Origin of the sequence: Bacillus cereus group sp. MYBK222-1 (assembly GCF_051916425.1) — a bacterium.
Lineage (GTDB): Bacteria > Bacillota > Bacilli > Bacillales > Bacillaceae_G > Bacillus_A > Bacillus_A paranthracis.
Genome location: NZ_JBQAGP010000002.1, coordinates 525304 through 544686 on the forward strand (window position 1 = coordinate 525304; position 19383 = coordinate 544686).

Sequence of the window (19383 nt, forward strand, 5' to 3'; positions counted from 1 at the left end):
AGATTTCTATCCCCATTCTTTTATTTTATAGATTCACAAACACATTGTAGTAATGCTTCTACAGTGTACTCTTTCGGCATAATAATATGCGGAAAATAAAGGCTCGCCTCTTTTTCCGTAATAGGCCCTATACAAGCAATTGTACATTTTTTTGTCCATTCTCTCCAGTTTGTATCCTCAAGTAAACGAACAAAACTCGTAACAGTGGAAGGGCTCGTAAATGTAATAATGTCTACTTTCCCTACTTCTAACGCTTCTATAAGCTCTTGCTTTTTCTCTACATTTTCTTTCGTACCATATACGATAAGCTCATCTAGAGAAACACCCATTTCACGAAGCGCAACTGGAATTACGTCTCTTGCTAAATTCCCTTTCGGAAATAAAATACGTTCGTTTCCACTTAATCTTTTTACAAACTCTTCTGCAAATACTTCTGCAACAAATGAAGTTGGAACAAAATCCACTCGATAGCCTCGCTTTTCTAACTCTAACTTTGTTTTCACACCTACTGCAGCAATTTTAGTCGTTACAGGTAGCTTCTGTCTCAAACGATCTAGAAAAAAAGCTACCCCATTTTTACTCGTAAAAATAACCCAGTCATACGAATGTAACTGCCCTGCTATATGTTGAATTTGCCTATGAGACATACCTTCCATACGCAAAAGCGGAATTTCCAATGGAATTCCGCTCTTTTCTTTCACCGCTACACTCATTTGTTTTGCTTGATGCTGGGCACGTGTAATCAATACCGTTTTGCCAGCGAGAGCGTTCATGCTTATTGTTGCTCCTTATTTGCAGCAAGAATGAGTTCTTTTGCGCCTTGGTTAATTAAACGGTCCGCAGCCTCTAATCCTACTTTCTCTGGATCAGTTCCTACTACTTTCTCTTTCAATAAAACAGAACCGTCCATAGACCCGACAAGAGCTGTTAATTCGATTGCATCGTTTTCCGTAAGAGTTGCATATCCAGCGATCGGAACTTGGCATCCCCCTTCAAGTTTATGAAGAAATACGCGTTCTGCTGCCACTGTTTTTTCTGTTACTCCATCATTCATATGAGCTAACAACTGCAGTAAATCTTTATCATCCTCACGACACTCAATCGCTAATGCACCTTGTCCTACAGCAGGTACACATAACGTCTCATCTAAATGTTCTGTAATAACTTCATTATCCCAGCCCATTCTTTGTAATCCCGCTGTCGCTAAAATAATTGCATCGTAATCTTCTTCTTTTAATTTGCGTAAACGTGTATCGATATTTCCGCGAATCCACTTCACTTGTAAGTCTGGTCTCGCAGCGAGTAGCTGTGCACTACGTCTTAAACTACTCGTACCTAAAATAGCGCCTTCTGCTAACTCTTTAAACGACGCTCCGTTTTTTGAGATAAAAGCATCACGAGGGTCAACACGCTTTGGTGTACAACCAATCATTAATCCTTCTGGAAGTACGGCCGGCATATCTTTCATACTATGTACAGCCATATCAATTTCTTTCGTAAGTAGCGCATGTTCAATCTCCTTCACAAACAAGCCTTTGCCACCTACTTTTGAAAGAGTAACATCTAAAATTACATCGCCTTTTGTGACGATTTCTTTCACTTCAAATTCATATGGTAAACCTAGTGCTTTTAACTGATCAATAAACCAATTTGTTTGCGTTAATGCTAATTTACTCTTTCGTGACCCTACAATAATTTTGCGCATAATTTTCTCTCCTCATTATAAATACCAAAAGTGGAAGTTGGATAAACTGCTTAATAGAAAAATATTAATTAGCATTACGAGAAATGCTCCGATGTTCCACTGCACGATTTTCTTCCCTTGCAACACATCTGCCGCTCGTAAATATAGGCCAGCACAATATACAAATAGAACGACAAAGGACCCGATTACTTTCGTATCATACCAATGGAAATTGTCCAACTTTGTATATCCCCATATGCATCCTAATAAAATAGCTAGTAAGAAAAATGGAACAGAAAATAAATTTAATCCGTAAGACATCGATTCTAGCTTCGGTAAATTCCCTAACCTTCTTAATCTGGCATTCCATTTTTTCTTTTTTAATAGGCGATATTGCAATAAATACATAATAGAAAAAATGAACGATACAGTAAAAGTTGCATAAGAAATAATAGCCATACCGACATGTACATATACAAGCTCCGAAACTAATTGCTCTGCAAGTATCGGCGACATCTTTCCAAGCGGCGTAAAAATAGAAAAAGCGCTTACGCCAAATGCAACAACATTTGTAAAAAAGACTAAAAAATCGATTCTCATAAATCGATTAATGACTAACGACATCGTAATCAATAGCCAAACATAAAAATAAATACCTGATAATAAGGTTAAAAGGGGGTTCGTTTCTGAATCTGTAGCTCTAAGCAACATAAAAATAGAATGCAGAACCCATACAATCGAAAGTAACCAAAAAGCAAATCGGTTCGCCTTTCGGTTACTTTGGAAATAATCTATAAAATATAAACTAATGCTACAAGCATATAAAATAATTGCAATATGATAAATAATACTGTTATTTAAAAAACTCATCCGATCATCCTTCCAAATTATAAAGATGGAACGGATGGTGTCCACGCTCTTTTATGTTCTACTTCTTCCGCACGACTCTCTACGTCTTCCATTTCTAAATCGAAAATCTTTGCAAATAACGCTAATTTTTCGTCTGCTCCCTCTTCAGCAGCTATTTCTTTCGCTACTAAAATTGGGTCTTTTAATAATTGATTAATAATACTTTTCGTATGCTTACTAATTACTTTTCTCTCACGATCACTAAGATTCGGTATTTTTCGTTCCAGACTTTCCATCGTTTCACTTTGGATAGCAAGTGCCTTATCACGAAGGGCTGATATTAACGGAACGACACCAAGTGTACTTAACCACGTTTTAAATACAACAATTTCCTCTTCAATCATAAATTGAATTTTCTCTGCTTCTTTCAAACGCTCAGCACGGTTCGCTTCCACTACTCCTTGCAAATCATCAATGTCATACAAGAAAGAACCTTCTAGCTCATCAATTGCTGGATCAATATCACGCGGCACTGCAATATCAACCATAAATAATGGACGACCAGAGCGCATTTTCTCTACCTTTGTCATCATCTCTTTCGTAATGACATAATCCGATGCACCAGTTGAACTAATTAAAATATCAGCTTCTAATAATGCACATTGTAATTCACTTAAAGGTTTTGCGTGTCCCATATATTTCTCAGCCATTATTTCTGCTTTTGAAAGCGTTCTATTCATGACTGTTACTTTACGAGCACCACTTCCATATAAGTTTTGTAGTGCAAGTTCACCCATTTTACCAGCACCAAGAATAAGTACGTGACAATCTGTTAACTCGCCAAATATTTTCTTCCCAAGCTCAACAGCAGCATAACTAACAGACATCGCGCTTTCACCAATTGTCGTTTCTGAGTGAGCACGTTTCGCCAATGTAATAACTTGCTTAAACAATTCATTAAAAATTGTCCCTGTTGCTTTTACTTGTTGCGCTTCTAAAAAGCTATCTTTTATTTGACCTAAAATTTGCGTCTCTCCAACTACCATAGAATCTAAACCGCACGTTACGCGGAATAAATGATCGATTGCACCATCTTGTTCAAAAATAGTTAAATATGGTGCGACTTCTTCTATTTCAAGCTGAAACCAATCAGCTAAAAACTTCTTAATATAATACCGTCCCGTGTGTAATTGATCGACAACAGCATAAACCTCAGTGCGATTACAAGTTGATACAATAACATTCTCTAACACGCTCTTTTGATTTTGTAATGTAGTCATTGCTTGCTCTAGCTCTGCTGCCTGAAATGTGAGTTTCTCACGAAATTCTACAGGGGCTGTTCGATAATTTACACTAACAACAAGAATATGCACGCAGCATGTCCCCCTTCACCCGTTTTATCACTTTATCTACTATCATAATACAACTTTCCTCTTATGAATCTGACAATCGTGTGAACAACCGATTATTTTTTTATTTATTCTCCATATGTAAGAAAGGAGATTCAGTAAAATGAATAAAATTTTTCTACTTTATAATGATTATAAATTAATAACTCTATTTGTACGTTACCAAAAAAAGCCCTCATAATCAAGTGATGGAAACTATTCCATATAAATTATAACATCATCTTTCCTATCTTCTTTCATCATGAAGGAAAATATGTATGATTGTTCCAAATTGTAGCACAAACTTTCTCAATACAATGTATTTGACATTGTATTTCTTTTTCGTTATATTGATTTTACAAAATTAAATTGTGCACAACTTAATTAGAAAGGAGTCATTCATGACAGAAGATTCTTTGCATCTAGATAATCAACTTTGTTTTTCTATTTATGCTTGTTCTAGAGAGGTTACACGCTTTTACCGACCATATTTAGAAGAAATGGGCATTACGTATCCACAGTACATTACTTTACTCGTACTATGGGAGCAAGATGGATTAACAGTAAAAGAAATTGGAGAACGTCTATTTTTAGATTCCGGTACGTTAACACCTATGTTAAAACGAATGGAATCATTAAACCTTGTAAAACGCGTTCGTTCCAAAGAAGATGAGCGAAAAGTGTGTATTGAATTAACAGAACAAGGAAAAGATTTACAAGATAAGGCTTGTTCATTGCCGACAACGATGGCAACAAATTTAGGAATTACAGAACAAGAATATCGTTCTTTATTAATTCAATTAAATAAACTAATTGAAACAATGAAAACAATTAATGATAGAAAAGGGGAATAAACATGGATAAATTATATACTGCTTCAGTAACTGCTACAGGTGGAAGAAATGGAAAAGTAGTATCAGATGATGGCATATTAAATCTTGATGTGAAAATGCCGAAAGCACTAGGTGGTGCAGGCGGAGAGGCAACAAATCCAGAACAACTATTTGCTGCTGGTTACGCTGCTTGTTTTGATAGTGCATTACAACTTGTCATTCGTACGAAACGTGTGAAAGTAGAAAGTACAGAAGTAACTGCTCACGTTTCTATCGGAAAAGATACAGATGGTGGTTTCGGCCTATCTGCTGTACTTGATGTACATGTCGCTGGCGTTTCACATAGCGAAGCACAAGAACTTGTAGAAGCCGCTCACGGCGTATGTCCTTACTCTAAAGCAACACGAGGAAATATTGAGGTTACATTAAACGTACGCTAAAAGTGTATAAAGAAAAAAACGCGCGACATTCGTCACGCGTTTTTTGTTTTTGTAAATTTATGAATTGCTTTCCACGCTTCTTCTTTCCCAAGTCCTGTTTCAGAAGAGAATAGAACGACTTCATCGCCACTTTCAATATCAAGCGTTTCTTTTACAACTTTTAAATGCTTTTGCCATTTCCCTTTCGGAATTTTATCGGCTTTCGTTGCAATAATAATGGTTGGAATGTCATAATGCTTTAAGAAATCATACATCATTACATCATCATTTGTTGGTTTGTGACGTAAATCAACTACTAATACAGCTGCATCTAATTGCTCACGTGTTGTAAAATACGTTTCAATCATTTTACCCCAAGCCGCGCGCTCTGTTTTAGATACTTTCGCATATCCGTAACCTGGAACGTCCACAAAGTGCATCATCTCATTAATTAAGAAGAAGTTTAATGTTTGTGTTTTTCCTGGTTTAGAAGAAATACGTACTAACTTTTTACGATTTAAAATTTTATTAATAAAGGAAGACTTCCCGACATTTGAACGACCTGCTAATGCAATTTCTGGTAAGTCACCGTCTGGATATTGTTCTGGTTTAACAGCACTAATTACAATGTCTGCTTTTGTTACTTTCATTGTTTCACTCCTACTAATGCGTGCTCCAATACTTCATCTAAATGAGATGCAAGCACAAACGTAAGGTTTTCTTTTACGCTCTCTGGAATATCATCTAAATCTTTCTCATTTTCCGCTGGTAAAATAATCTTTGTTAAACCTGCGCGGTGAGCACTTAATGTTTTTTCTTTTAAACCACCAATCGGTAATACACGACCACGAAGTGTAATTTCACCTGTCATCCCCACTTCTTTACTTACAGGAATACCTGTTAGCGCAGAAATAAGTGCCGTTGCCATCGTAATACCTGCTGACGGTCCATCCTTTGGAACTGCTCCTTCTGGAACATGAATATGAATATCATTTTTCTCATGGAAATCAGGATCAATCTGAAGCTCTTCTGCACGAGAACGAATATAGCTAAACGCTGCTTGTGCGGATTCTTTCATAACATCCCCAAGTTTCCCTGTTAAAATTAATTTCCCTTTACCTGGCGCTACGGACACTTCGATCGCCAGTGTATCGCCACCTGCTGCCGTATACGCTAAACCTGTCGCCATACCAACTTGGTCTGTTTTTTCAGCTTGCCCATAACGGAATATGTGCTTACCAAGTAAATCAACAACGTTTTTCTCTGTTACTACAATACGCTTACGTTCTGCTGTAACGATAATCTTTGCTGCTTTACGACAAACCTTTGCAATTTGGCGCTCTAATGTACGAACACCAGCCTCACGTGTATAATAGCGGATAATTTCAAGAAGCGCTTCATCACGTACTTGTAAATTACCTTTTCGTAAGCCATGCTCTTTTAATTGTTTCGGCAATAAATGTTCACGAGCAATGTGAACCTTTTCAAGCTCTGTATAGCCAGCAATCGAAATAATTTCCATACGGTCAAGTAACGGACCTGGAATACTGGAAAGTGTATTCGCAGTTGCTACAAACATAACTTTCGATAGATCATATGGTTCTTCAATATAATGATCACTGAAGTTATGGTTTTGTTCTGGGTCTAACACTTCAAGTAATGCTGCTGAAGGATCTCCACGGAAATCGTTAGACATTTTATCAATTTCATCTAATAAGAAGACTGGATTAACTGATTTCGCCTTTTTCATACCTTGAATAATACGTCCTGGCATTGCTCCAACGTACGTACGACGGTGACCACGAATTTCAGATTCATCACGCACACCACCAAGGGATACACGGACAAAATTACGATTTAATGATGTTGCAATAGAACGCGCTAACGAAGTTTTTCCGACCCCAGGTGGTCCTACTAAACAAAGGATAGGCCCTTTTAATGAATTCGTTAACTTCTGTACCGCTAAATATTCAAGTACGCGCTCTTTTACTTTCTCAAGACCGTAATGATCTTTGTTTAAAATCTCTTCAGAATGAGCAAGATCAATCATATCTTCTGTTGCCTCTGTCCACGGAAGTGCTAATAACCAATCGATATAATTGCGAATAACACCGCTCTCCGCAGAACTTGCTGGTAACTTTTCATAACGATCTAATTCTTTCAGTGCGGCCTTCATTGTTTCTTCAGGCATTCCTGACTGTTCAATTTTCTCACGAAGTTCTTCAACTTCCCCGCCCTTACCTTCTTTATCGCCAAGTTCAGTTTGAATCGCCTTCATTTGCTCACGTAAAAAATATTCTTTTTGCGTGCGCTCCATTGAACGTTTCACTTTTTGTCCAATTTTCTTTTCTAAACTAAGTAATTCTTGTTCATCTTGAATAATTGAAATAAGTGTATGTAATCGTTCTTTCACAGATATGATTTCTAAAATCTCTTGTTTCTGCTTCGTTTTAATTGGCAAGTGAGAAGCAATTAAATCCGCTAATCTTCCTGGCTCTTCTACATCAGCTACCGTTGCAAATGTTTCATTTGAAACCTTTTTCGAAACTTTAATATATTGTTCGAAATGCTCCAGTAATGTGCGCATAAGAGCTTTCTCTTCTAAATCAGCTTCCACTTCTTCCGTTATCGTTTTAATAGAAACTTGCACTACATTTTCTTCTTCGATAAACTCTACTACTTCTGCTCTATGTAAACCTTCTACAAGGACACGAAGCGTACCGTTCGGCAATTTTAACATTTGCTTCACTTTCGCCACTGTACCTACACTATATATGTCATCTTCTTTCGGATCATCGATATTCATTTCTTTTTGCATTGCTAAAAAGATGATATTTTCATCCATTGCCGCCTGCTCTAGTGCTTGTATCGATTTATCACGTCCTACATCAAGATGCAGAACCATCGTTGGATATACGAGAACGCCTCTTAATGGTAGGAGGGGCACGATTCTTTCATTCGTATTCATACTAGACATAGCACCTCCATAATAAATTAAACTCCTGTTCAACTATTTTATATTACAATACATCTAGATGCAATTGCAGAGATTCTCCGCAACTGTAAATCCCTCGTTTTTTCTCCCTTATAAAAGAAAAAAGACTCCGCTTAAGCATACAAACTTAAACGAAGTCTGGCAAATACTATTATCGTTCATTCTCACATTGATTGTGCATCTGTTTCGTCTATCGTAGTATGTACATCGAGCTCTCGATGTATATTTTCCTGTATAAACGTTAGCTCAAATACTTCCTTCAACTTCCGAACAGGAATAATTTCAATTCCTTTTATTGTATACAAAAATGGTTGCATGTTTTCAGCAGGAATGATAACTTTCTTAGCTCCTGCCTTTTTCGCAGCTTTTATTTTTGCGTACACACCACCGATAGGTTTCACTTCCCCGTGTATACTTATCTCACCAGTCATCGCTACTTCATTATTCACATACGTATGATGCACTGCTGAATACACACCTGTTGCCATAGCAATTCCCGCCGAAGGCCCATCAATCGGGATACCACCTGGAAAATTAATATGTATATCGTACCCTTCTGGCAATACATCTAGAGATCGAAGCACTGTTAATACATTATCTACAGAACCTTTCGCCATACTTTTACGACGAATGGATTTCGTTTGACTACCAATGCTTTCCTCTTCAACAATTCCGGTAACATTTACCGATCCTTTATCTTTCGCCTTGATTGCTGTTACTTCAATTTCTAATAACGCACCTGTATTTGGTCCGTATACAGCAAGTCCATTTACAAGACCGATTCTCGGAATAGGGTAAATGCGTTTTTCATACTTCGGTGTAAGTTGACTAGAGTGAACAACCCACTCTATATCTTCATCTTTAATGAAAGGACGTTCTTCATTTATTGCCATTCCAGCAGAAATTTGTACAAGATTAATCGCTTCTCGCCCATTTCTTGCATACATCCCGATCATTTCAATACCATTTTCACCGATTTGCATTTCCACTTTGTCAGCCGCATTCTTCGCTACTTTTTGAATTTCTTCTGTATCTAACTCACGGAAGAACACTTCTAAACAGCGCGACCGAATAGCAGGAGGTATCTCCTCTGGCGAACGTGTCGTCGCCCCAACTAAGCGAAAATCGGCTGGTAAACCTTTTTGAAAAATGTCATGTATATACGTTGGAATCATCGTATTCTCTTCACTGTAGTATGCACTTTCCAAAAACACTTTCCGATCTTCTAGCACCTTTAACATTTTGTTCATTTGAATCGGATGTAATTCACCTATCTCATCAATAAACAAAATACCACCGTGAGCATCTGTTACCGCACCTTTTTTCGGTTGCGGAATACCTGCTTGCCCCATCGCACCAGCACCTTGATAAATTGGATCATGCACCGAACCAATTAAAGGGTCTGCAATACCACGTTCATCAAACCGAGCTGTCGTCGCATCCAGTTCAATAAATGTTGCATTTGTGCGAAATGGAGATTTTGGATTTCGTTTCGCTTCTTCTAATACGAGACGTGCTGCCGCTGTCTTTCCGACACCTGGCGGACCATATATAATCACATGTTGCGGGTTCGGACCACAAAGAGCCGCTTTTAACGACTTAATCCCGTCCTCTTGCCCTACAATATCTAAAAAGGATGTAGGACGCACCTTTTCCGCAAGCGGCTCTGTTAAAGAAATCTCGCGCATTTTACGAAGCTGTTCTAATTCTTTTTTCGATTCTCGATCAATTGAAACTTTTTGTGTTCGCTGATTTCGAAGTAAATGCCAAAAATACAATCCGACAATTACACCAAAAACAAGTTGAACAAGTAAAAATATATTTGTCCAGCTCATCATTTATTTCCTCCCGCAATGTTTTATCTCTTAGTATTTCCGCGGAGGAACATAGCTAAACATAAAGAAAAACAGCAATTATAAAAATTGCTGTTTCTCCTTCGCATTATGCAGATGTTTTTGTATCAAGTACAGTACCGTCTTGTAACACCAATTTTGGTGCTGCATTATCAGCTACTGTTTCTTTTGTAAGAATACACTTCTCGATATCTTTGCGAGATGGTAGCTCGAACATTACCTCAAGCATTAAGCCTTCAATAATAGAACGAAGTCCACGAGCACCTGTTTTACGTTCAATTGCTTTTTTCGCAATCTCAATTAGTGCGCCTTCTTCAAACTCTAACTCAACATCGTCAAGCTCCAATAGTTTTTGGAATTGCTTAACAAGTGCATTTTTCGGTTTCGTTAAAATATCAACAAGAGCATCTTCATCAAGCGGCTCTAGGTTCGCAATAACTGGAAGACGACCGATAAACTCTGGAATTAAACCAAATCTTAAAAGGTCCTCTGGTAATACGTGAGATAAAACATGCTTCTCATTTACATCAGCATTTTTCTTCTCAGAACCAAATCCAATTACTTTTTCACCAAGACGACGTTTAATAATTGGCTCGATGCCATCAAACGCTCCACCACAGATGAATAAGATATTCGTTGTATCAATTTGAATAAACTCTTGATGCGGATGCTTACGGCCACCTTGAGGTGGAACGCTTGCTACAGTACCTTCTAAAATTTTCAGAAGTGCCTGCTGCACACCTTCACCAGATACATCACGTGTAATTGATGGATTTTCGGACTTACGTGCCACTTTATCAATCTCATCAATATAAATGATTCCTTTTTCCGCTTTCTCTACATCATAATCAGCTGCTTGGATTAATTTAAGTAAGATGTTTTCTACATCTTCCCCAACGTACCCAGCTTCAGTTAAAGATGTTGCGTCCGCGATTGCAAATGGAACATTTAAAATACGCGCTAACGTTTGTGCCAGTAATGTTTTACCACTACCTGTTGGCCCGATAAGTGCGATATTACTCTTCGCTAATTCTACATCATCAATTTTGCTGTTAGAATTAATGCGTTTGTAATGGTTATATACCGCTACCGCTAGTGCTTTTTTCGCGTTATCTTGTCCGATGACATACTCATCTAAAATTTCACGAATTTCTACCGGTTTCGGTACATCTTTGAATTCTACTTCTTCGTCTTTCGCAAGCTCCTCTTGTACAATTTCAGTACAAAGTTCGATACACTCGTCACAAATGTAAACACCTGGACCTGCAACTAACTTTCGGACTTGCGTTTGTGTTTTACCACAGAAAGAACATTTTAATTGCCCTTTTTCATCATTAAATTTAAACATATTTTCACACCCCTTACAAAGTGCTAACCTCTTGCCTTCGTATGTACACGATAAATGTATCGTATGTAAATACATATTATGTCACTACGTGGCGAGAAATACAAATAATATGACTAGTTATGTACAAATAAAAAGTTTTTAAAACTTTTGAAATATGTATATTCGACTTATTAAGGAAGTTTTCCTTCTTCATCGAAAAGTTTTATAAATATATTTCTATATTTATAAAACAAGGCACGATTAAAATCGCGCCTTGTTATTTTATTATGCAGCGTTTTCTACTAAGAAGTCTACAGCTTTACGAACTTTAAGATCTTCAGCTAAAGCGTCTACGCTTCCAAGAGCTTGCTTGATAGCGTCTACTGGCATACCGTACATTTCAGCCATTTTTTCAACTTCTGCAGTTACTTCTTCTTCAGTAACTTCGATGTTTTCAGCTTCAATGATAGCTTCAAGAACAAGGTTGATTCTTACGCGTTTTTGAGCGTCTTCTTTCATTTGCTCTTTTAACTTGTCAGCATCAGTACCTGTGAATTGGTAGTAAAGCTCAAGGTTCATACCTTGTTGGCTTAAACGTTGCTCGAATTCACGAACCATACGATCTAACTCAGTGTCGATCATAGCTTCTGGAATGTCGATTTCAGCGTTAGCAGCAGCTAATTCTACTACTTCGTCACGTACTTTGTGCTCAGCTTCGTGCTTTTTGCCTTCTTCTAAGTTTGTGCGAAGTTTTGCTTTTAATTCATCAAGAGTTGCAACCGCTTCGTCAGCTTCTTTAGCGAACTCGTCGTTTAACTCAGGAAGTTCTTTTGTTTTGATTTCGTGAACTGTTACTTTGAATGTTGCTGGTTTGCCAGCTAATTCAGCAGCATGGTACTCTTCTGGGAATGATACTTCAACGTCTTTAGACTCACCAGATTTAAGACCAATTAATTGCTCTTCGAAACCTGGGATGAATGTACCAGAACCGATTGCTAGAGAGTAGTTTTCGCCTTTTCCGCCTTCAAATGCTTCGCCATCAACGAAACCTTCGAAGTCGATTACAGCTGTATCACCGTTTTCAACAGTTCCTTCTTCTTTAACAACTAGCTCAGCTTGACGCTCTTGTAAAGATTTTAATTCGTTCTCTACATCTTCGTCAGTTACAGTTGTTTCAACTTTTTCTACTGCTAAACCTTTGTACTCACCTAATTTAACTTCAGGTTTCACTGTAACTTTTGCAGTGAAGATAAGGTTAGCATTTTTTTCGAACTTCTCAATGTCGATTTCAGGATGAGCAACTGGGAAGATACCAGCTTCATCGATTGCTTCACCGTATGCTTTTGGTAAGATGATATCTAAAGCATCTTGGTATAAAGATTCAACACCAAAGCGTTGTTCGAATAACGGACGAGGCATTTTTCCTTTACGGAAACCTGGTACGTTGATTGTTTTTACTACTTTTTTGAACGCAGCGTCGATAGAGTTGTTTACTTCTTTAGCATCAACTTCGATTGTTAAAACGCCTACGTTACCTTCTAATTTTTCCCATTTTGCAGCCATTTATTCTTTCCCTCCAACTATAATAATGTATGCACATACCTCTATAGATTAAGATCTTCATTATCTCTTTTTTGAAATAACAAAAGTACAAATAATCCTCTAGCAAAAGCTTTCAGATATAATGTTCCAATCTACTAATTGCCTAAAAGACAACTACGGTATATTTTGTTCGAGAATAATATGAAACATATTAAGTAAGAGAATTACACTTCTCTTCTCTTACAAACAGGCAGATTTCTGCCTTTTGCAACCCTTACATTATAACATAGAATATGCTCGTTTCAAGAACCGAACGATTCTTTTTCATAATTATACGGGCAAATATCCTTCTCTTTCGACACGTAATAACCATTGATAGGCAATATGAAACTCTTCTAATTCAATATTATACGCTGTCATAAGCTCTTCTTCATCAATAGTCAACCCGAAACGCTTTCTACCAATTCTCTCTAAAACAGCAGCCCAAATCTCCACTTTATCCATTAATAGAGCGAATGGGAAAATGCTAATTTGCAATTCTTTCCAATATGTAACCATCGCATCAAATATATCAGGATAATTTTGCTCTAATCGACTTGATAATCTATGTATAATGTTATCGGATTGCTCCTCATTATGACCTGTAAATGCCGGAATTACCTTGATCGTATTCCCAAACTTTTCTACCTCTATCTCTTCTTCTATTTGATTTTCTATCATTTTATATAAAATAGAAGTTTTCAAATAAGGGTGCTGTTTTTCGTCTATTAAAAATTTCTTTAAAATAGGTAATGCAAGATCCAAGTCTTTTAACGAAAGTTGCTGAATCGCTCTTAGCTTTTGCCCAAAGTTTTCTCCAAATATTTCATTAGTAAATTCATCTAACTCAAAATTCGAATCAACTCGTGATGTATCTACTTCATGTAACATACCTTCTGCAAATAAAGCGAGCTGTGCTAATTTTTCCTTTTGCTCAGGCATTACATCTTTCGTTTGCAAAACTTTTTCAACAGTTTCAATAACGCCTTCATAATCATTTGTTTGAACTAAAATTGTCACATACGTTTCAAGAATATCACCAAATAAGACCGCTCCTGTTTCCAGTAACTGTTCACATTTCTCTTTCGCTTCTTCCATATGTTTTAATTCTAACAAACAAATAACCGAAGCTAGTTCCGTTTGTTCCGTTTCTGCATTATACTGACGTAATATTTCAAAGCAGCGCAATGCATCTTCGAATTTCCGCTCTTTCAGCGCTAAAAAACCTTCATCAATATAGCGCTCTGATAGTTGCGGAAACAATACGACCGTATTTTCTTTTTTATCCATACGTCCGCCTCTTTTTCTAGATTTTAATTATCTTTAAAGTAAATATATCAAATGAGTAATGAGAACACAACATCCCGAAACCCTTTGTTTGAAATATAGAAATATTTAATTTTTATATTTCAATACAAGTGAATTCCTACTCAAAATTAAAAATATGCAAATAAAAACCCTCAGCAATTCAAGCAGAGGATTCATCATTAATGGAAAGCTTTTATAATAGTGGGGTATATAACAAGGGTAATAATTTGGAGAACAATAATTGCCATAACAATCATGCTAAAGTAGAAGATTGGTTTACTTCGCTTCATTAAAAACATAATGATAAGCATCGTACAAGCAAACAAACTTAAGAAGAACAAACTCGTTGTCGAACTAAGTATACCACTCGGGACAAAGAACAATAACACTACACTACAAGTACCTATAATTCCAAATAACCATTCCATTCATTCACTCATTCCCTTTCCCTCTCATGGTAGTTTCCTCTAAGCGATTAAATGTTTTACAACATCAACTACATACGTTAATTTCTCATACGCTACAAATCCAAAAGCAACTGTTAAACCCGTTACGATTAATCCCTTCATTATTTCTTCCTCCTCGTTTTATCGTTGTTACCTTCATTATAGAGGATTAGCAATTTGTTACCATCGAACTACCTTACAGTTACCTTACAGAATTGTAAGATTTCAAAGAGAGATTGAAAAACACCCCATATCGCTTGAGGTGCTTTCACGGAATTTCTCTATAATCACTTGCAAAATTAACTTTTTTCTCTTGTTTATTTTTCGGAGAATCCACTCTTAAACTAATAGATTTACTAAATAATTTCGGATTGAAATAATAACAACAATCCGTTTGAGGACAATATACACAATACACGTCTATTTCTTCTTTATTCACTTCTTTTGTAGCGACTCCGCTTGCTGTAGAATAACTAGATCGGAATCTTACTTCCAGTATCCCTCTTGCATTCAACTCTCTATATTTCACTTGCACCCTTTTAAATACCCCGCCCTTATATACTACAAGATCAAAGGGCGAATGCTCTGTTTGTGGTATTAAAATCATATATCCTTTTTCATACAAATCAACTTGTGCCTTTAAAACAGCTAAATCTCCTTTTGTTTTTGTATGATGGTACACTTTTTCTCAGCACCTTTTTACATATTTTCAAAATAATATTCGTTCCTTTTCTTAACTTACCTCCCAACATTTTCTCATTAAAAGAAAACTCTTTGTTAAAACCATGTTAATATATTTTTGTATAATTAAGAATTTAATTTACAAGGGGGATTATATATGTTCAAAAAAGTAGCTGCTGATGTTTTAGGGTTAAGTGATGTAGGTTCTGTAATTACACCGAAAGATTATGACAAGGTCGATGCTGATGATTACGTAATGCATGAAGATGGAGAGAAAATTTATTTTCTAATTAAATCGAAATCAGATGAATATTGCTTCACAAACAAAGGATTACTTCACCTAGATGGTACAAGTGCGACAAGCAAAAAACGTACACTACGCCGCTTTAGCTATAGTAAATATCAAATTAAAAACGTAGCGCTTGAAACTGCGGGAACGATTGATTTAGATGTAGAAATTAAATTTCAAATGGGAGATGAACATTATTCAATTGATGTTCATAAAAAACATATCGAGGAATTAAAAGATTTATATAAAGCTTTACTTAAAATCGAAGAAATTTCATACGACAACGACATTACATTGCAGTATGCACATAAAAGTTTAGATATGGCATCTAACGCTTTTAGCCGTATTTCAAACGCACAAGTAAATTTAGCAGAGCAGTTTAAAGAAATGAATGAGATTGCCTTTAACTGGCTTGTTGATACGAAGAAACAATATAATGTGAAAGATTATGGTTTTGTATTTGAGAAGTTTATTAATAACTAAACAAGAAACCCTTGTTATCAAAAGATAACAAGGGTTTTTCAGCGTCCTAGAAGATGTTCAAACTCTCGGCCTGCTCATTTCCGTACTATTTTATATATTTTGATCGCAGTCTTAATATATCTTCCTCTTCTCGAATACCTGCCGATCCTTTCCTCACATTTTTTACGATAGTCCAATCCGGGTTGGTTTCATCACCGATGTTCTGTACTGTAAAGTTGCCATCACCATATTTTCGGTGACCTTCTGCCAATTTCTCCGTTAAATCGTTCTCATTTGATCTCGCCATCTTTGCGCCATCTCCCTTTTTTATACAACCTTCTTAAACTGTCTAACCAATCACAGGTCTAGTCAATTGGAGATTCTCGTTTTCCGCTTCTATTCATTGTAACACACTAACGGGGATAAGTTTCGATAACGGTTGCTCAATCGTACGAGGGCGGTAAAAAGTTTTATAATATTGTAAGTGAACAGTTAGGAGAATCTGGATATGGATTTGAGTTCCATCATAAACCTATTGATTCTTGAAATGAAATAAGAGGAATAGGGCGCATAAATGGCGCTCTTTTCTTCATGCACTTTAATCCGTTACACATAATAATTACCATATATTACGTCATATTTTTTACACCTTTTGCACATACATCAATTTGTAGACAAACAAAAAACCTTGTTATCAAAAGATAACAAGGTTTTTTTTAGCGTCCCAGGAGAGATTCGAACTCCCGACCGACGGCTTAGCTTACCACCATAGCTTTCGCTACCAGCAATTACTGTTTGTAGTCTGGACTATATCTTCACCATTTCAGGTGCGACACGTGTAGTCTCTACGGAACCTCACGATGATTTTCATCATACTTCAGAGTCTTTACCATTAAGTTTTACTTAATCATTCAAAACTCCTTAATCTTTTTCAAGATCGTAAGTTTCCTCGGTATTACCATCAGCCGAACTGTTAAGGCTTCACCGATATAGTGTCGTCCACTTTATAGGTTCTTGTTTCCCTATAAAGGCTCCTATTTTTCTTGAAGGCCGTTGCTCTATCCTGCTGAGCTACTGGGACATGGAGCGGGTGAAGAGAATCGAACTCTCGACCAGAGCTTGGAAGGCTCTTGTTTTACCACTAAACTACACCCGCATATGTTGTTTTATTTTCAATCGTTAGCGCCGTTGCCCTATCGACAATATTTATTATATGTATAACCATACATAAAGTCAACACCTTTTTTAAAAGAGGATAATTTTTCTTATCCTCTTTTAAAAACTGCCTGTTCAACTAGCTGTCCGTCTAGTGTTTCAAAACGAACTTCCATTTGATTTTCATCCATTTCTAATAAAGCAAATGTTTTTTCTACACGCTGACGCGGTAATAAAATACTGCCTGGATTAATAAATAAAACGCCGTCGATTAATTCCGCACCTAATACGTGAGAGTGTCCGAAGCATGCAACTTGCGCCCCTACCTCTTCAGCATGGTACGCTAATGTTTGTAACGTCATTTTCACGTTATGACGATGTCCGTGCACAACTATGAAACGAACACCATCTACATCAGTTACAATTTCGTCTTGAAAGTTAGCATAATCACAATTCCCTTTTACAACATGGAAACCTTGCAACTCTTCATGAGCAGGCGTTAGCTCTGAATCACCGCAATGAATCATGATATCTACTTTCCCTTCATACTTCTCTTTTAACTGCTGTAATTCCTTCACAGAGCTATGACTATCGCTTACGATTAAAGCTTTCATCAATCTCTCTCCCTTATTCTCCTAAAAACCATTCAGGGATTTTTTCTTCTAGCTTACGTAGAGCACGTCCGCGGTGACTAATAGCATTTTTCTCATCTGAACTTAGTTCCGCCATCGCTTTTTTATATTCTTCCACATAAAAAATCGGATCATATCCAAAACCGTTTTCCCCGCGGCGTTGTTCTAAAATAAAACCTTCGCACGTCCCATTTACAATGACAGGCTTTTTATCCCCTTCAGGGAAAGCCACTGCTAATGCACAGTAGAAACGAGCTTTACGCTTTTCAAACGCTACGTCATTTAATTCTTGTAAAACTTTATCAATATTTGCTTGATCATCTTTCGGCTCTCCAGCAAAACGTGCTGAATACACGCCTGGTTTCCCGTTTAAAGCATCTACAATAAGACCTGAATCATCCGCAATTACAATTGCATTCAATTGTCTACTCAAACTGTCCGCTTTTAAGATCGCATTTTCTTCAAATGTTTCACCAGTTTCTTCGACTTCTTCAATATGGGGAAAATCGTGTAATGATTTTACTTCTAAATCAAATCGCTCAAATAACTCAGCAAATTCACGTACTTTCCCCATATTTTTTGTCGCTACAACAACTTGTTTCATTTTTTCCACCTCTACTCTATATGAGATACGATGTCACCTAACGCTTCTTTTTGCATATCAATCAGTTGGAAAATGCCTTGTTCTGCAGCATCAAGTAATTCATTTAACTGCGCTCTACTAAACGTCGCTTCTTCTCCAGTTCCTTGCACTTCAACGAACTGACCTTTTCCAGTCATAATTACGTTCATATCAACGTCTGCTTTAGAATCTTCTGCATAGTTTAAATCTAAAACAACACCTTGTTCTTCAACAATTCCTACTGACGTTGCTGCTAAATAATCTTTTACTGGAATTTTAGATACTTTTTCTGCTTGTAATAACTTCTCAAACGCTAATACCATCGCTACGTATGCACCTGTAATAGAAGCAGTTCGCGTTCCACCATCCGCTTGAATAACATCACAATCAATCCAAACCGTTCTCTCACCAAGCGCTTCTAAGTCAACTACCGCACGTAATGCTCGTCCAATTAAGCGCTGGATTTCCATTGTACGTCCTGTTACTTTCCCTTTACTTGACTCCCTAATTGTACGTTGTTCTGTCGCACGTGGAATCATCGCATATTCAGCTGTTACCCAGCCCTTTCCTTCTCCACGCATAAATGGCGGGACGCGCTCTTCAATTGTCGCTGAGCAAATTACCTTTGTATCCCCAACCTCAATTAACACTGATCCTTCTGGATGTTTTAAATAATTCGTATGAATATGTATATGGCGTAATTCTGTTTTTTCTCTACCATCTACTCGCATAAAAATAACCTCCTCATAACTACTTGTTAGTATAGCCAAATTTAAATGTATGATATGTATACAATAAAAGAAGAGGAACCCAAAAAGCAATTCCCCTTTCTTACTTAAGTATATCAAATTATTGGCGA

19 protein-coding genes, 1 tRNA gene and 1 pseudogene are annotated in these 19383 nt (G+C 36.9%); 4 read left to right on the top strand and 17 right to left on the bottom strand.

Annotation, left to right across the window (positions count from 1 at the left end; translation table 11 throughout):
• Window positions 1–20: 20 nt before the first annotated feature.
• From hemD to hemA, 4 genes are read right to left on the bottom strand one after another with little or no spacing between them, the layout of a single operon-like run.
• Complete coding sequence (gene hemD / locus ACTFR9_RS14730; RefSeq protein WP_000992332.1) at window positions 21–773, bottom strand: uroporphyrinogen-III synthase; 753 nt, start codon at window positions 771–773, stop codon at window positions 21–23.
• 2 nt (window positions 774–775) lie between these two features.
• Window positions 776–1705 (bottom strand): hydroxymethylbilane synthase, encoded by a 930-nt coding sequence (hemC, locus tag ACTFR9_RS14735; protein WP_001226410.1) that lies wholly within the window; start codon window positions 1703–1705, stop codon window positions 776–778.
• Window positions 1706–1720: 15 nt separating this feature from the next.
• Window positions 1721–2554: a cytochrome C assembly family protein gene (locus ACTFR9_RS14740; protein ID WP_000008993.1), complete on the bottom strand. Its 834-nt coding sequence runs from the start codon at window positions 2552–2554 to the stop codon at window positions 1721–1723.
• 17 nt (window positions 2555–2571) lie between these two features.
• Window positions 2572–3906 carry a glutamyl-tRNA reductase gene (gene hemA / locus ACTFR9_RS14745; protein ID WP_000547851.1) on the bottom strand — a complete coding sequence of 445 codons (1335 nt, stop codon included), beginning with the start codon at window positions 3904–3906 and terminating at the stop codon, window positions 2572–2574.
• A 416-nt stretch (window positions 3907–4322) separates the two neighbouring features.
• Between hemA and ACTFR9_RS14750 the strand changes: the two genes are divergently transcribed.
• Window positions 4323–4775 (top strand): MarR family winged helix-turn-helix transcriptional regulator, encoded by a 453-nt coding sequence (locus ACTFR9_RS14750; RefSeq protein WP_000133920.1) that lies wholly within the window; start codon window positions 4323–4325, stop codon window positions 4773–4775.
• A gap of 2 nt (window positions 4776–4777) precedes the next feature.
• Complete coding sequence (locus tag ACTFR9_RS14755) at window positions 4778–5194, top strand: organic hydroperoxide resistance protein (RefSeq protein WP_000359781.1); 417 nt, start codon at window positions 4778–4780, stop codon at window positions 5192–5194.
• Window positions 5195–5226: 32 nt separating this feature from the next.
• Here ACTFR9_RS14755 and ysxC read toward each other — a convergent pair whose 3' ends face one another.
• The 8 genes from ysxC to ACTFR9_RS14795 form a co-directional block, all read right to left on the bottom strand.
• Complete coding sequence (gene ysxC, locus ACTFR9_RS14760) at window positions 5227–5823, bottom strand: ribosome biogenesis GTP-binding protein YsxC (RefSeq protein ID WP_000869113.1); 597 nt, start codon at window positions 5821–5823, stop codon at window positions 5227–5229.
• Entirely contained in the window at window positions 5820–8150 is a 2331-nt protein-coding gene (gene lon / locus ACTFR9_RS14765) for an endopeptidase La (RefSeq protein WP_000097293.1), read from the bottom strand. The genes ysxC and lon overlap by 4 nt, the downstream gene beginning before the upstream one ends.
• Window positions 8151–8332: 182 nt before the next feature.
• Window positions 8333–10003, bottom strand: coding sequence for an ATP-dependent protease LonB (gene lonB, locus ACTFR9_RS14770; RefSeq protein WP_025991615.1), 1671 nt, complete (start codon window positions 10001–10003; stop codon window positions 8333–8335).
• Window positions 10004–10109: 106 nt separating this feature from the next.
• On the bottom strand, window positions 10110–11369 hold the full coding sequence (gene clpX, locus ACTFR9_RS14775; protein ID WP_000472282.1) for an ATP-dependent protease ATP-binding subunit ClpX: 1260 nt from the start codon (window positions 11367–11369) through the stop codon (window positions 10110–10112).
• Window positions 11370–11633: 264 nt separating this feature from the next.
• Entirely contained in the window at window positions 11634–12911 is a 1278-nt protein-coding gene (tig, locus tag ACTFR9_RS14780) for a trigger factor (protein ID WP_000729258.1), read from the bottom strand.
• A 309-nt stretch (window positions 12912–13220) separates the two neighbouring features.
• Window positions 13221–14219 (bottom strand): hypothetical protein, encoded by a 999-nt coding sequence (locus ACTFR9_RS14785; protein ID WP_000358268.1) that lies wholly within the window; start codon window positions 14217–14219, stop codon window positions 13221–13223.
• A 197-nt stretch (window positions 14220–14416) separates the two neighbouring features.
• Entirely contained in the window at window positions 14417–14665 is a 249-nt protein-coding gene (locus tag ACTFR9_RS14790) for a hypothetical protein (RefSeq protein WP_001983650.1), read from the bottom strand.
• A 286-nt stretch (window positions 14666–14951) separates the two neighbouring features.
• On the bottom strand, window positions 14952–15365 hold the full coding sequence (locus ACTFR9_RS14795; protein ID WP_000274735.1) for a group I intron-associated PD-(D/E)XK endonuclease: 414 nt from the start codon (window positions 15363–15365) through the stop codon (window positions 14952–14954).
• A gap of 156 nt (window positions 15366–15521) precedes the next feature.
• Here ACTFR9_RS14795 and ACTFR9_RS14800 point away from each other — a divergent pair, with 156 nt between their 5' ends.
• Window positions 15522–16136 carry a PH domain-containing protein gene (locus tag ACTFR9_RS14800; protein WP_000475206.1) on the top strand — a complete coding sequence of 205 codons (615 nt, stop codon included), beginning with the start codon at window positions 15522–15524 and terminating at the stop codon, window positions 16134–16136.
• 85 nt (window positions 16137–16221) lie between these two features.
• Here the strand turns inward: ACTFR9_RS14800 and ACTFR9_RS14805 are convergent, their stop codons facing one another.
• On the bottom strand, window positions 16222–16422 hold the full coding sequence (locus tag ACTFR9_RS14805) for a hypothetical protein (RefSeq protein WP_000124456.1): 201 nt from the start codon (window positions 16420–16422) through the stop codon (window positions 16222–16224).
• A 152-nt stretch (window positions 16423–16574) separates the two neighbouring features.
• On the opposite strand from ACTFR9_RS14805, the pseudogene ACTFR9_RS14810 reads away from it, so the two are divergent.
• Window positions 16575–16661, top strand: a pseudogene (locus ACTFR9_RS14810) (DUF6572 domain-containing protein); the annotation flags it as partial.
• Window positions 16662–17197: 536 nt separating this feature from the next.
• Here the strand turns inward: ACTFR9_RS14810 and ACTFR9_RS14815 are convergent.
• From ACTFR9_RS14815 to rph, 4 genes are all read right to left on the bottom strand, one after another.
• Window positions 17198–17271: transfer RNA gene (locus ACTFR9_RS14815), tRNA-Gly, on the bottom strand.
• A gap of 109 nt (window positions 17272–17380) precedes the next feature.
• A complete protein-coding gene (locus ACTFR9_RS14820; RefSeq protein WP_000645498.1) occupies window positions 17381–17884 on the bottom strand; it encodes a metallophosphoesterase in 504 nt (167 codons plus the stop codon).
• 13 nt (window positions 17885–17897) lie between these two features.
• Entirely contained in the window at window positions 17898–18506 is a 609-nt protein-coding gene (locus ACTFR9_RS14825) for an XTP/dITP diphosphatase (protein WP_000815935.1), read from the bottom strand.
• 11 nt (window positions 18507–18517) lie between these two features.
• Entirely contained in the window at window positions 18518–19255 is a 738-nt protein-coding gene (gene rph / locus ACTFR9_RS14830; RefSeq protein WP_001261765.1) for a ribonuclease PH, read from the bottom strand.
• Window positions 19256–19383: the final 128 nt, after the last annotated feature.

Coding starts and splice junctions, on each gene's coding strand:
- hemD (WP_000992332.1), bottom strand. CDS start 773: ATGAACGCTCTCGCTGGCAAAACGGTATTGATTACACGTGCCCAGCAT.
- hemC (WP_001226410.1), bottom strand. CDS start 1,705: ATGCGCAAAATTATTGTAGGGTCACGAAAGAGTAAATTAGCATTAACG.
- ACTFR9_RS14740 (WP_000008993.1), bottom strand. CDS start 2,554: ATGAGTTTTTTAAATAACAGTATTATTTATCATATTGCAATTATTTTA.
- ACTFR9_RS14750 (WP_000133920.1), top strand. CDS start 4,323: ATGACAGAAGATTCTTTGCATCTAGATAATCAACTTTGTTTTTCTATT.
- ACTFR9_RS14755 (WP_000359781.1), top strand. CDS start 4,778: ATGGATAAATTATATACTGCTTCAGTAACTGCTACAGGTGGAAGAAAT.
- ysxC (WP_000869113.1), bottom strand. CDS start 5,823: ATGAAAGTAACAAAAGCAGACATTGTAATTAGTGCTGTTAAACCAGAA.
- lon (WP_000097293.1), bottom strand. CDS start 8,150: ATGTCTAGTATGAATACGAATGAAAGAATCGTGCCCCTCCTACCATTA.
- lonB (WP_025991615.1), bottom strand. CDS start 10,003: ATGAGCTGGACAAATATATTTTTACTTGTTCAACTTGTTTTTGGTGTA.
- clpX (WP_000472282.1), bottom strand. CDS start 11,369: ATGTTTAAATTTAATGATGAAAAAGGGCAATTAAAATGTTCTTTCTGT.
- tig (WP_000729258.1), bottom strand. CDS start 12,911: ATGGCTGCAAAATGGGAAAAATTAGAAGGTAACGTAGGCGTTTTAACA.
- ACTFR9_RS14785 (WP_000358268.1), bottom strand. CDS start 14,219: ATGGATAAAAAAGAAAATACGGTCGTATTGTTTCCGCAACTATCAGAG.
- ACTFR9_RS14790 (WP_001983650.1), bottom strand. CDS start 14,665: ATGGAATGGTTATTTGGAATTATAGGTACTTGTAGTGTAGTGTTATTG.
- ACTFR9_RS14800 (WP_000475206.1), top strand. CDS start 15,522: ATGTTCAAAAAAGTAGCTGCTGATGTTTTAGGGTTAAGTGATGTAGGT.
- ACTFR9_RS14805 (WP_000124456.1), bottom strand. CDS start 16,422: ATGGCGAGATCAAATGAGAACGATTTAACGGAGAAATTGGCAGAAGGT.
- ACTFR9_RS14820 (WP_000645498.1), bottom strand. CDS start 17,884: ATGAAAGCTTTAATCGTAAGCGATAGTCATAGCTCTGTGAAGGAATTA.
- ACTFR9_RS14825 (WP_000815935.1), bottom strand. CDS start 18,506: ATGAAACAAGTTGTTGTAGCGACAAAAAATATGGGGAAAGTACGTGAA.
- rph (WP_001261765.1), bottom strand. CDS start 19,255: ATGCGAGTAGATGGTAGAGAAAAAACAGAATTACGCCATATACATATT.